The 12,966-nt window shown below is 73.8% G+C and carries 9 protein-coding genes; all 9 read right to left on the reverse strand.

Annotation, left to right across the window (positions count from 1 at the left end):
- Window positions 1-4: 4 nt before the first annotated feature.
- Complete coding sequence (locus ACZ3YL_RS03240) at window positions 5-3,181, reverse strand: amino acid adenylation domain-containing protein (RefSeq protein WP_465655019.1); 3,177 nt, start codon at window positions 3,179-3,181, stop codon at window positions 5-7.
- Complete coding sequence (locus tag ACZ3YL_RS03245; RefSeq protein WP_465655021.1) at window positions 3,178-4,221, reverse strand: alcohol dehydrogenase family protein; 1,044 nt, start codon at window positions 4,219-4,221, stop codon at window positions 3,178-3,180. The genes ACZ3YL_RS03240 and ACZ3YL_RS03245 overlap by 4 nt, the downstream gene beginning before the upstream one ends.
- Window positions 4,218-5,099, reverse strand: coding sequence for an amidohydrolase family protein (locus ACZ3YL_RS03250; protein WP_465655022.1), 882 nt, complete (start codon window positions 5,097-5,099; stop codon window positions 4,218-4,220). Before ACZ3YL_RS03250 ends, ACZ3YL_RS03245 begins: the two co-directional genes overlap by 4 nt.
- Complete coding sequence (locus ACZ3YL_RS03255; RefSeq protein WP_465655024.1) at window positions 5,096-6,982, reverse strand: hypothetical protein; 1,887 nt, start codon at window positions 6,980-6,982, stop codon at window positions 5,096-5,098. The genes ACZ3YL_RS03250 and ACZ3YL_RS03255 overlap by 4 nt, the downstream gene beginning before the upstream one ends.
- Window positions 6,979-8,142: a DegT/DnrJ/EryC1/StrS family aminotransferase gene (locus ACZ3YL_RS03260; protein ID WP_465655025.1), complete on the reverse strand. Its 1,164-nt coding sequence runs from the start codon at window positions 8,140-8,142 to the stop codon at window positions 6,979-6,981. The genes ACZ3YL_RS03255 and ACZ3YL_RS03260 overlap by 4 nt, the downstream gene beginning before the upstream one ends.
- 165 nt (window positions 8,143-8,307) lie before the next feature.
- The gene (locus ACZ3YL_RS03265; protein WP_465655027.1) at window positions 8,308-9,390 is read right to left on the reverse strand and encodes a glycosyltransferase family 4 protein; all 1,083 of its coding nucleotides are present in this window, start codon (window positions 9,388-9,390) and stop codon (window positions 8,308-8,310) included.
- Window positions 9,387-10,367 carry an NAD-dependent epimerase/dehydratase family protein gene (locus tag ACZ3YL_RS03270; protein WP_188309675.1) on the reverse strand — a complete coding sequence of 327 codons (981 nt, stop codon included), beginning with the start codon at window positions 10,365-10,367 and terminating at the stop codon, window positions 9,387-9,389. The genes ACZ3YL_RS03265 and ACZ3YL_RS03270 overlap by 4 nt, the downstream gene beginning before the upstream one ends.
- Window positions 10,360-11,652, reverse strand: coding sequence for a nucleotide sugar dehydrogenase (locus tag ACZ3YL_RS03275; RefSeq protein ID WP_223243533.1), 1,293 nt, complete (start codon window positions 11,650-11,652; stop codon window positions 10,360-10,362). Before ACZ3YL_RS03275 ends, ACZ3YL_RS03270 begins: the two co-directional genes overlap by 8 nt.
- A 43-nt stretch (window positions 11,653-11,695) precedes the next feature.
- Window positions 11,696-12,853: a hypothetical protein gene (locus ACZ3YL_RS03280; RefSeq protein WP_465655029.1), complete on the reverse strand. Its 1,158-nt coding sequence runs from the start codon at window positions 12,851-12,853 to the stop codon at window positions 11,696-11,698.
- Between the last annotated feature and the right edge of the window lie 113 nt (window positions 12,854-12,966).

A 12,966-nucleotide genomic window follows, 5' to 3' on the forward strand; every position in this document is an offset into this window, starting at 1 on the left:
CGGGTCATTCGGCACCCACCCGGTGCCCGGGGTCGGCCGCGGCCCGCTCCAGCAGGGCGAGGTAGTCGTCCGCGAGCCGCCGGGCGGCCTCCGGGCCGAGCCGGTTCAGGTCGTGCTCCAGCCGGCCGGTGAGGCCGCCCGCGCCGTCCTCGTCCAGCGCGAGGCTGAGGTCGAACTTCGCGGTGCCGGTGTCGCAGGGCACCACCGTGGTGACGGCGCCCGGCAGTTCGGGCCCCCGGGCGGGGGTGCTGCCGAAGGTGAACATCAGCTGGAAGAACAGGCTGTGCCCGCGCCCCCGGGCGGGGCGCAGCTCCTCCACGACCCGCTCGAAGGGCACGTCCTGGTGGGCCAGCGCCTCGCCCACCGTGCGGCGCACCCGGGTGAGCAGCTCGCGGAACGGGCGGTGCGGCTCCAGTTCGGTCCGCAGGCTCAGGGTGTTGACGAACATGCCGACCACGCCGTCCAGTTCGGGCCGGTCCCGGCCCGAGGTGAGGGTGCCGACGACCAGGTCGCGGGCGCCGGTGGCGCGGTGGACCTGCTGGTAGAAGGCGCTCAGCAGGACCATGAACAGGGTGGCCCGCTCGGCCCCGGCGAGCTCCCGCAGCCGGGCGGTGAGCGGGGCCGGCACGGCGAAGGTGTGCACCGCGCCGCGGCCGGGGGCCGGTGCCGACGCGTCCGGGGCGGCGGGCAGCCGGGTGGTCGCCGGGGCGCCGGCCAGTTGCTCGCGCCAGTACCCGAGCTGGGCGTCATGGCCCTGTTCGGCGGCCTGCCGGCGCTGCGCGCGGGCCCAGTCCCGGTAGTCCGGGGCGGGGGCCGGCAGTTCGGCCTCGGTACCGGCGAGCGCGGCCGCGTACAGCGGGCCGAGTTCGTCGAACAGGACCTCCATCGAGCGGCCGTCGAAGACGATGTGGTGCAGGACCAGGACCAGCAGGTGGTCCTCGGCGCCCCGGCGGACCAGGGTGGCCCGCAGCAGCGGGCCGCGGGTCAGGTCGAAGGGCTCGCGCACCAGCCGGGCGACGGCCTCGGCCGCCGCCTCCTCGCCGTGGCCGGTGAGGTCCAGCAGCGGCAGGTCGGGCCGGTACGGCTCCCGCGGCAGCTGCACCGGCAGGCCGTCCTCGGTGGCGAACACGGTGCGCAGGGCGCCGTGCCGGGCGACCAGGCCGGAGAGCGCGGTGTGCAGCGCGGTGGTGTCCAGCGGTCCGGCGATCCGCAGCACCACCGGCTCGTTGAACCGGGGGGAGCCGGGGGCGAGCTTGTGCAGCAGCCACATCTGCTGCTGGGCGTAGGAGGCCGGGGCCGCTCCCCCGTCGGTCTCCCCCGGTGTGGGGGCCGGGCCGTCCGCCGGGGTGGCGCGGTCGAGTTCGGCGGCGAGCGCGGCCACCGTGGGCGCCTGGAACAGGGTGCGCTGGCGGACGTCGGCGCCGAGCCGGGCGCGGCAGGCCGCGGCCAGCCGGACGGCGGTCAGCGAGTCGCCGCCGAGTTCGAAGAAGTCGTCGTCCACGGCGATCGGCGCCGTGCCGAGGACCTCCTCCCAGACCTCGGTCAGCTGGGCCTCCAGCGCGGTCCGCGGCGCGGTCGCGCCGGGGCCCGGCCGGCCGGAGCCGAGGTCGAGCGGCACGGTGCGCAGCGCGCGCCGGTCCACCTTGCCGTTGGCGTTCAGCGGCAGCGCGGGCAGCGCGGCGAACCGGGCGGGCACCAGGGCCGGGGGCAGCACCGCGCGCAGCCGGGCGCGCAGCGCCCGGACCTCCGGGTCGCCCGCCCACACCACGCAGGCGACCAGCTGCTCGGCGCCGTTGTCGTCGGGGCGGGCCAGGACGGCGCTGTCCAGGACGCCGGGGAACTGGCCGATGGCGTTCTCGACCTCGCCGGGCTCGACCCGGATGCCGCGGATGTTGAGCTGGTAGTCGATCCGGCCGAGGAACTCCAGGGCGCCGTCGGGGAGTCGGCGGGCCAGGTCGCGGGTCCGGTACATCCGGCCGCCGGGGCGGTCGGTGAAGGGGTCGGGCAGGAAGCGGTCGGCGGTCAGGGCGGGCAGTCCGAGGTAGCCGCGGGAGACACCGGGGCCGCCGAGGTACAGCTCGCCCGGCTCGCCGTCGGGCACCGGTTCCATCCGCTCGTCGAGGATGTGGGCGTGCGTCCCGGGCAGCGGGGTACCGATGGGCAGCCGGTCCCAGCCGCGGATCTCCTCGGCGCCGGCCGCGGTCTCGTGCAGCAGCTGGGAGACGGTGGCCTCGGTGGCGCCGTACTCCTGGACCAGCCGGACGCCGGTGGCGCACCAGTCGGCGACCTTGTCGACGGCGACGGGTTCGCTGCCGACGACCAGCAGCCGCAGTGCGGGCGGGGCCACCGGGCCCTGCCCGCGGTCGAGTTCGCGCAGCCACTCGTACCAGTAGGACGGGGTCAGCTGGAGCACCGAGACGCGTTCGCGTTCGACCAGGGCGAGCAGCCGGGCGCTGTCGGCGAGTTCCTCGGCCGGGTCCAGCACCAGGCAGGCACCGGCGGCCCAGGTGGACAGGACCTCCTCGGCCGCCACCGAGAAGCCGATGGAGGCGAACTGGAGGACCCGGTCGGCGCCGGTCAGCTCCAGCCGGCCGGCGATGCCGAGGGCCAGCGCGGCCAGCGCGGCCTGGCCCAGCGGGACGCCTTTGGGGCGGCCGGTGGAGCCGGAGGTGTAGGCGATCCAGCCGAGGTTCTCGGGGTGCACCCCGGCCTCGTCCAGCGGGCCCTCGGCGACATCCGCGGCCTCGTCCAGCGGGCCGTCGGCGACATCCGCGGCCTCGTCGACGAGCAGGACGCGGGCGGTGGGCCCGGGGAGCCGGCCGGCGAGGCCCGCGGTGGTGAGCAGGACGGGGGCGCCGACGTCGCCGAGGACGAAGGCGAGCCGCTCGGCCGGGTACCCCGGGTCCAGCGGCACGCAGGCGCCGCCCGCCTTGAGGACGGCGAGCAGGGCGACGGCCAGTTCCACCGAGCGGTGCAGGTGGAGGCCGACCGGGACGTCCGGTCCGACGCCGGCGCCGCGCAGCCGGTGGGCCAGCAGCCCGGCCCGCCGGTCCAGTTCCCGGTAGCTGAGCCGGGTGCCGCCGCAGTCCAGCGCGGGGGCGTCGGGCGTGCGGCGGACCCGTTCCGCCAGCAGGGCGGGGAGGGTGGCCGGCCCGTCGGCGGGGAGGAGGAGGGGGTTCACGGGACCAGGACCACCTTCATGGCGTGGCCGGCGTCGAAGAGCTTGAAGCCCTCCACGGCCTCGGCGAGGGGCAGTCGGTGGGAGATCAGGAAGGTGGGGTCGATGCGTCCGGTGCGGATCAGCCGCATCAGCCGGTCGCGGGAGCTGATCGGGTCCCCGACGGCGAACCGGAGGGTGAGTTCCTTGCCGAAGGCGAGGCCAGTGGGCATCGGCATGGCCTCCGAGGCGTGGGCGCCGACGGCGCAGACGGTGCCCAGCGGCCGGACGATCTCCAGCGCGCTGCGCAGCGAGGCGTCCACGCCGACGGCCTCCAGGACGACGTCGGCGCCGCGGCCCTCGGTCAGCGCGCGGACCTTCTCGGCGAGGTCGTCGCCGGTGGCCAGCGGCACCGCGCCCTGGGCGGCGGCGGTCGCCCGCCGGCTCTCGGCCGGGTCGATCGCCAGGACCTCGGCGGCGCCCATCAGTTGGGCCGCTTTGAGGGCCATCAGGCCGACCGGTCCGCAGCCGACCACGGCGACCACGTCGCCGGGCCGGATCCCGGCGCGTTCGGCGGCGGCGTAGCCGGTGGCGAGGATGTCCCCGACGAACAGGGCCTGTTCGTCGGTGACCTCGTCGGGGATCGCGGACAGCACGGTGTCGGCGAACGGGATCCGGACGTACTCGGCGTGGCCGCCGGCCACCGGGGTGGTGCCGACCACGGTGTCGTAGCCGAACAGGCCGACCTCGGCGCACTGGTAGTGCCAGCCGCGCTCGCAGTACCAGCAGCTGCCGCAGGCGATCACGTCGGAGGCGACCACCCGGTCGCCGGGGCGGAAGCCGCGCACCGCGGCGCCGACCCGCTCGACCACGCCGGTGAACTCGTGGCCGGTGACGGTGCCGGGGGTGAAGCCGGGTATCTCCCCGCGGTAGGGGTGCAGGTCGGTGCCGCAGACGGCGGAGCGGACCACCCGGACCAGCGCGTCGCCGGGGCCGGTCAGCGCGGGGACGGGCGCCTCGACGATCCGGACGTCGCGGGGGGCGTGCCATTGCAGGGTCTTCACGGGTGCGTTCCCCCCTGGGTCGCGGCGAGGAGCCCGGCCGCCGCGCCACCCATCAGGGAGGCGTGTTCGGCCGGGGTGAGTGCGGTGCCGTCGGGCCAGAGCGAGTCGTCGGTGGCGAGTTCGCGCATCCGGGTCACCGAGTCGGTCATGGTGCAGAAGGGGTGGTCGGTGCCCCACATCAGCCGGTCCAGCACGCCGAGGCCGCGGGCCCGGGCCAGGGCGGCGGCGACGGTGGGGGCCGGCCGGTACCAGCTGAAGATGGACAGGTCGGCGTACACCCTGGGATGACGGGCCATCATCTCCACGGCGGTGTCGGTCCAGGGCGTGCCGAGGTGGGCGAGGATCAGCCGCAGGCCGGGGAAGTCGGTGGCGACGCGGTCGAGCAGCCGGGGGTTGAAGAACCGGGGGTCGGCCTTCTTCGCCGGGGTGTAGCCGGTGTGGACCAGGACCGGGACGTCCAGTTCCTGGGCCGTCTCGTAGACGTCGTTCCAGAGCGGGTCGGCGGGGGACATCCGCAGGTAGCAGGGGGCGGTCTTGAGCCCGGCGAGCCCCAGTTCGGTGACGGCGTGGCGCAGTTCGGCGGCGGCGCCGGGGGTGCCGGCGTCGACCGAGGCGAAGCCGGTGAAGCGCTCGGGGTGGCGGGCGCAGATCGCGGCGACGAACTCGTTGGGGACCTTGAACCCCTCGATCCGCTGGACGTCGAAGGCGAGCAGGAAGGCCCGGTCCACGCCGGCCTCGTCCATGTGGGCGAGCAGCGCGGCCTCGGGCGCGGTCAGGGCCTCCGGCGGCATGCCGGTGGTGGCCATCATCTCCTCGGCGAAGGCGGCCGTGTAGTGCCGGTAGTACTCCCCCGCGTGGACGTGGGCGTCGATGATCACGCGTCGGCCTCCCGTCGCCGCGTCCAGCCGATCAGGTGCACGGCCTTGGGGCCGAGTTCCAGGGGTTCGGCCCCGGCGCCGTGGTGCAGCGTGGTGCGGACCGCGCGCGGGGCGTGGTTGACCACCAGGGCGCGCCGTTCGTCGCCGCGGCCCAGGACGGTCACCTCGACCTCGGGGCTGTCCACGGTGGGCCGCCCGACGAGTTCCCCGGCGAGGCCCTCGGCGGCGGCGACGTCCGCGTAGAGCCGGTGCCAGGGCTGCTCGTCCAGCCGGTGCGGGGCGTTGAGCTGCTGCTCGAACGGGGCGTTGAGGTGGTAGGCGACGCCGTCGCCGTGGCGGTTGCGGGTGAGCGCGGGCGAACCGTCGGGGAAGACGGCGAGCACGGTGGCGGTGGTCGCGGCGAGCACCGGCAGCTGGCCGGCCTCCCGGGCCAGCGGGTACCGGGTGCCCTGCCAGGTGAAGGAGTCGGCGTCCTCGGCCCGCAGGGTGAAGTCGGTGATCCGGACGCCGAACAGCTCCTCCCCGCCGAAGCCGTGCAGCAGGTCGCCGCCGGTGTAGAGCAGGACGCCGCCGGCCGCGACGTACTCGGCCAGGGCCCGCTGGCCGTCCAGGGTGATGTGCCGCACGGAGGGGCAGACCAGCATCCGGTGGCCGCCGGGCGCGCCGGGGGCGACCGGCGGGCCGGCCGTGAACTCGTACGGCAGGTGGGCGCGTTGCAGCAGCTGGGCGGCGTAGAAGCCGGCCGCCGCGGCGGAGCCGCCGGAGGCCAGGTAGCCGGCGTCGCCGTCCTCCCGGTGCTCGGGCAGGTGGACGCCGACGGGGGCGGGCAGCGGCCGGAACCCGGCCAGTTCGCCGGTCGCCCGGCCGGCGAACTCCCGGAAGGCCGCCATGGCCGGCTTGGGCGTGCCGTCGGCGCGCAGCAGGCCGACGAACCGCTCGTTGGGGCGCAGCGCGTACGGCTTGGCCTCGGTGGTGAAGTCCTGCCAGCACCAGACGATCACCCCGCAGGCGCCGGCGGCCAGCGCGCCGTGGGCGGCGGCCCGCAGGTAGTCCCGGGCGGTGTCCTCGTCGCAGCCGTAGCTGCCGAGTTCGTCGACCAGCACCGGCCGGTGCGCCCGGCCGCGGCGGACCAGGTAGGGCACCAGGGCGGTGGCCTTGGGGGCGGCGACCGACTCGATGTGGAACGGGGTCCACACCGGGAAGCCGTGCAGGCCCACCAGGTCGAGCGGGTCGGCGTGCTCGGGCCGGAAGGCGTGCGCGCCGGTGACGGCGGACGCCTCGTTGGCCTGGAGCACCAGGGCGCCGGGGTGGGCCTCCCGGACGGCCTCGGCGAGCAGGCCCCACCAGCGGCGGACCCCGTCGGGGCCCAGCGCGCCGGAGGCGGCCTGGTCGACGTGGATGACCTCGTCGCCGAGGTCGTAGGCGAGGACGTCGGCGACGCCGCCGAGGGCCTTGGCGACGTGCCGGACGAAGCCGAGCTGGCGCTCGGTCATCTCCGGGTCGTGCCAGAGGTCCCGGCCGGCCCGCCACGGCGGGTCGAAGCGCTGGCCGTTCATCCAGATGGTGAGCAGCGAGGGCAGGCACTGCAGCCCGTGCCGGGCGGCGAGCGCGCCGAACTCGCGCAGCCGCTCGGTGGCCACCGGGTCGTAGACGCCGGGCTCGGGTTCGAAGTCGGCCCAGAAGACGAAGAACCGGACGGTGTTGAAGCCGAGTTCGGCCATCCGGGCGAAGTCGGTGTCCAGCCGCTCGGCGTCCCAGTCCCGCCAGTAGTCGCAACCTGCGCTGGAGGGGTGGTAGTTGAAGCCCACGCTGAAGTACGGTTCGCCGTCGCGGCGGAAGCCGCCGTCGACGAGGGTGTAGCGGTGGGCGGTGGACGGGCTCACGCGCCGGCCCCGGAAGCGTCGGTCAGGGCGCCCCGGAGGGCGTGGACCACCAGGTCGGTGTCCTCGTCGGCCATGTCGACGTGCAGCGGCAGCGACAGTTGACGGTCCATCACTTCTTCGGTGACCGGGAGGTCGCCCTCGCGGTGGCCGAAGCGCTCCCGGTAGGCGGTGAACAGGTGGCTGGGCGGGTAGTGGACGCCGCTCTGGACGCCGGCCGCGCGCAGGGTGTCCTGGATCCGCCCGCGGGCGTCGCCGTCCGGCAGCAGCACCGCGTACAGGTGGTGGGCGGCGAACTCGACGGGCCGGTCGTGGAAGGGCAGGCCGAGGCCCTCGGTGCCGGCCAGGCCCTGCCGGTAGCGGGTGACGATCTCCTGGCGGCGCGCCTGGCGCTGCGGCAGGTCGGCGAGCTGGACCAGGCCGATCGCGCTGCCCAGCTCGGTGGGGCGGTAGTTGAGGCCGAAGGAGTCGACGTCGTAGAGCGAGGGGCCGCCGCGGTGGCGGTCCTGGGCGCTGACGGTGAGCGCGTGCGAGCGCAGCCGGCGGATCCGTTCGCGCACCTCGGGGTCGCGGGCGACGACCATGCCGCCCTCGCCGGTGGCGAGGTTCTTGGTGGCGAAGAAGCTGTAGCAGCCGATGTCGCCGACGGTGCCCAGCACGCCGTGCGCGGAGCGGGTCGCGGGGGCGTGCGCGGAGTCCTCGACGAGGGCGATGCCGTGCTTGCGGGCCAGGGCGGCGAGCGCGGGCAGGTCGGCCGCGTGGCCGCCGTAGTGCATGGCGACGATCGCCTTGGTCCGGGGGGTGATCCGGGCGGCGACGTCGGCGGGGTCGACGCAGAGGTCGTCGGGGCCGGTGATGTCGGCGAAGACCGGGGTGGCGCCGCACAGGGTGACCATGGCCGCCGCGGAGACGAAGCTCAGCGACGGCAGGACGACCTCGTCGCCGGGGCCCAGGCCGAGGGCGAGGAAGGCCAGGTGCAGGGCGGCCGTGCCGTTGCTGACCGCGACCGCGTCCTCGGCGCCCGCCGCGCGGGCGAAGGCCTCCTCGAACTCCCTGGTCACGGGCCCGTTGGACAGCCAGCCCGAGCGCAGCACCGCCGCCACGGCGTCGGCCTCGGCCTCGCCGAGCCGGGGCCGGTACAGGTTTACCTTCCAGTCGGACATCTCTTGCTCCACCATCCCCCCGCGCGCCTGTGGTGCGCGGTGTTCGTTCGGGTGCCGCGTGCGTGTGCATCGGGCACGGTGCGGTGGTGCCGGCGGTGGGCCGCTCGGCAGCACGCGCGGGTCGCCCCCTCGGTCCCGCGCTCGGCGGGGCCGGAAGGAAACGCCCTAAGGGGTGCCGGCCGGGCCGGCGGTGCGTGCGGTGAGCCGGTCGTAGACGGTCTGGTACCGGTCGGTCACCGCGTCCCAGCTGAGCTCCCGCTCGGTGCGGGTGCGGCCGGCCGCCCCGAGGGCCGCCGCCTCGGCGGGGTCGGCGAGCAGCCGGACCACCGACGCCGCGACGGCGTCCGGGTCGGGCTCGCAGAGCAGTCCGTCCACGCCGTGCCGGACGACCTCCTCGCCGCCGTCGAAGGTGACGGAGACGACGGGCTTGCCGTTGACCCAGGCCTCGACGAAGACCAGCGGGAAGATGTCCACGGTGGACGGCAGGCAGAACACGTCGCAGGCGGCGAGGGCGTCGGCCTTCTCGTCCTCCTCGACCATGCCGAGGTCGAGGATCCGCGGGTCGCGGTGGGCCGCGAACACCTCCGCGCAGTCCTCGTCCCAGTCCGGGCCCGCGAACACGAACCGGGCCTCGGGGTGGTCCGCCCACACCTTGCGGGCGGCCTGGAGCAGCAGGTGGTAGCCCTTGCTGCGCATCTTGCGGCCGAGGAAGAGCACCATCGGCCCGTCGATTCCGTGGCGGGCCCGGAAGGCCGCGCCGTCGGGCGTCGTGGTGGCGCTCAACTGCGGTCCCTGGCCGTTGAGGTGCAGGGCCGCCGGGTCGACGCCGGCCTCCAGGAACAGCCGCCGTTCCGCCTCGGTGAGCACGAAGACGGCGTCCGCCTGCCGGGCGACGTCCAGCACGGCCTCCCGGTCCTGCCACACCCCGGCCGCCGAGGCGGGTGTGAACACCAGCGGGACGTCCCACTCGCGGGCGAGCCGCAGCGCGGCCTGCGGGTAGTCCGGCCACACGCAGTCGAAGGCGTGCACCAGGTCGGGCCGTTCGGTGGGCGGGGCCGAGGCCGGCAGCACACCGACCCCGACTCCGGCGCCGGTCATCCAGCGGGCCGACTCCTCGTCCATGCTGCTGCAGTACAGCCCGACCCGGTGGCCGCGCCGGGCCAGCGACTCGGCGAGGTTCTGGGCCATCGCCTCGGCGCCGGCCCGGGCCGGGAAGTAGCCGCGGTGGACGATCCGCACGTGGGTCATGACCGCTGCTCGCGGGCGGCCCGGTCGCGGGCGTACCACTCGTAGGTGCGGCGGACGCCCTCGCGCAGGTCGGTCTTCGGCTCGTAGCCGGTGAGCGAGCGCAGCAGCGAGATGTCCGGGACGCGGCGCTCCGGGGAGAGCGGCGGAGCGGGGTGGACGTCCAGCGCGGGGTGGCGGTCGACGACGTCGAAGACCACCCGGGCGAGGTCGTCGATCCGGATCTCCTCGCGGTCGTTGCCGACGTTGACCAGGAGGGTGTCCTCGGTGGGCAGGGCGGTCAGCGCGGCGATGGCCGCGACGGCGTCCTCGACGTAGCAGAACGCCCGGAACTGGTCGGCGCCGTAGATCTCGAACGGGTCGGCGCCGCCGAGCAGCCGCTCGATGAACTGCGGGATGACGTGCTCGTAGCCCATCCGCGGCCCGTACACGTTGTGGAAGCGGACCATGCGCAGCGGGAAGCCGTACGCCTGGGCGTAGTTGCGGCAGAGCAGCTCGCCGGCGATCTTGCTGAAGCCGTACGAGGAGCGGGCCACCGTCGGGTCCGAGACGACCAGCTGGACGTCCTCGGGGGTCGGCACCGGGGCGACGCCGGCGGTGACGCTGCCCGCGTAGGCCTCGGAGGAGGAGGCGAAGCAGAGGGTGGCGCCGTCCAGCTCCTTGAACCAGTCCAGGACGTGGATGGTGGAGAGCAGGTTGGTGCGCAGCACCCGCTGCGGCTCCTGGTTGGAGTACACGACGCCGACGACGGCGGCGAGGTGGTAGACCTCGTCGAAGTCGCGGGGCAGCCCGGCGGGCAGCGGGAGGGTCAGGTCGTGGGTGAACACCGTGACCTTGGAGCGGAGTTCGTCCAGCTCGTCGTCCTGGCGGCCGCGGCTGAAGTCGTCCAGGACGGTGACGTCGTGCTCGTCGGCGAGCCGGCGGGCCAGGTGCATGCCGATGAATCCGGCGCCACCGGTGATCAGGATCTTCTTACGCATGGCCGAGCCTCATTACGTTGGACGTGGCGGGGAGGATGCGCCAGGTGTCGTAGACGACGGCCGGCGGGGCCATGGTGGCCATCAGCGCGTCGATGTCCTGGTCGCGGTAGGAGAGGTGGTTGTTGAGGATGACCACGGCGTGGGCTCCCTCGAAGCCCTCCGCCAGGTCGACCGGGCGCACGCCGAGGGCGGCGAGGCGCTCGCGCGGGACGGCGAAGTCGTGGCCGACGATCTCGCCGACCCGGTCGCGCAGCACGTCGAGCAGGCCCTCGTAGGCGGCGCCGCGCAGGTCGTCGGTCTCGGGCTGGCCCTTGTAGGCGAAGCCGGAGACCAGCACCCGGGCGGTGGCCGGGTCGCAGCCCTGCTCCCACAGCGCGGCCAGCACCCGCTCGCCGATCCGGCTCGGCAGCGACTCGTTGAGCTGCCGGGCCGCGGCGATCATGCCCGGCGTGTGGCCGTGCGGCTTGAGCGCGTGCATCAGCAGGTACGGGTCCTTGGTGAGGCAGCTGCCGCCGACGAAGCCGGGCAGGCTCAGATCGGGCCGCGGGTAGCCGAAGTTGGCGTTCTTGATCAGCTCCACCGCGTCCAGGCCGAGCTTCTCGGCCATCAGCGCCACCTCGTTGCCGTACCCGTAGATCAGGTCGGTGTGGCAGTTGCAGATCAGCTTGATCATCTCGGCGGCCTCGACCGAGGAGACCGGCACCACGGTGGGCGTCTGCGAGGCGAACAGCTCGGTGGCGCGGCGCACGGCCTCGTCGCTGATGCCGCCGACGATCTGCGGCAATGACAGCAGCTCGTCCAACGCCTTGCCCTGGATGGTCCGTTCGGGGCAGAAGGCGACCAGCGGCTCGGCCACCGTGCGGCGCAGCAGCGGCAGCACCAGGTTGCGGGTGGTGCCGACCGGCACGGTGCTGCGGACGATCACCAGGGTGTTCTCGTCGATCCCGTCGGCGATGGTCTCCACCGCCGCCTGGAGGTGGCGCAGGTTGGGGTCGGTGCCGTCGACCTCGATCGGGGTGCCGACGCAGATGATGACCACCGGCGGCAGCGCGCCGGCCGCCAACTCGGAGGTGACCTTCAGCCGGCGGCTGCCGGCGGCGTCCCGGAAGACCTCCTCGACGCCGGGCTCGGCGAGCTGCAGCACGCCCGCGTCGAGGTCCTCGGCGACCGCCTTGTTGTACTCGTACCCGAGGACGCTCTTGCCGGTCTTCAGCAGGGCCGCGGTGAGCGTGACGCCCACGTACCCCAGACCCACGACGCAGACGTCGTAGTCGGCGTTGGACATGGTTGACTCCATCACTTCCCCTTCGGGTTCGGAACGGGTGGCATCAGGCGGTCGGGTCGCCGGCGGCGGCCCCGACGACCCAGAAGGTCTTCTCCGGCTTTCCGCCCAGCTGGCGCTTCTGGTCGTCGAGGCCCTTGACCTCGGAACCGCCCGCGTCGACCTCGCGGATGCCCTGCTCCCACATGAGCCGGAACACGGTCAGCCAGACGTACTGCGGAATGGCGGTGAATCCGGTGCTGTCCTTGAAGAGCCCGGTCAGCCTTTCCCGGAAACGCATGGTCATGGTGCAGTAGAGAGCGGCCCGCCGCTCTCCGATGCGCTCCCCCGCGAAGAACATCGCGGGGAATTTCTCGCCGTCCTCGGTGACGATGTTGCCGAGGTAGGAGAAGTAGTCCTTCTCGTTGTCTCCGCCGGGCCGCACGCGGACGATGGCGAGGTAGTCCTCCGGGGTCGAACCGACCACGGTGCCCTGTTCGCGGCGGGCCTGGAAGTAGCTCTCCACGACGCCGCGGGCGCTCTCCTTCTCGGGCCCGGAGTAGTGGTAGGGCTCGATCTGGAAGGAGAGGTGGGGATTGCGCTCCAGGAAGTTCTGGAAGCGCCGGTAGGCCATCTTGTTCTTGTTCTTGTACTTCCGCCGCTCCTCGCCGGCCAGCTTGGCGACCTGGAGCGTGCCGTCCTCGTCCTGGTCGAACACCTCGTCCAGGTAGTAGACCCGGTTCGGGTAGGTCTCGTCCTCCTCCGGGGCCCCGAGGTGCCAGGGGTCGGTGTCGATCCCGGCGAATCCGGCGGCCAGGAAGGCGTCGCGATCCTCGGCCGACAGGTGCCGGACGTACACCGACTCCCGGGCCAGGCCGGCCGCGCGGACGGTGGCGATGAACTCCCGGACCGCCTCGAAGCGGGTCGGGCCCTTCGGGGCGACGATGTGGAGGTGCTTGGCGACGTGCCCCTCCTTGCTGAAGTACCCGACCCCGAAGATGTTGGTCCCGTCGTGGTAGACGAGCCCGTTCGGGTACTTGCTGCTGGCGCCGCGGAGGTTGTAGCCGTTCGCGTAGAGCATGAGGCCGATGTGGCCCATGGCGAACGAGCCGTCCTTGTACTTCTGAATGATGTCGAAGGACTCCTCGACCGGCGTGATGCGCGGCCCGAATATCTCCCTGAGACGGTCCTCGAATTGGTCCCGTTCGATCGCGAGAAGGCGCACAGGTATTCAACCTCCAACAGGCTCGGGAATTGATTTCCAGGAGCCCTGGTCAGTATGCGGCGAGCTTATCGTGTCCGGCTCGTGCAAGAAAGGTGGGAATGGGAATTCCGGCT

The sequence above is a fragment of the Kitasatospora sp. NPDC023176 genome (assembly GCF_055560495.1).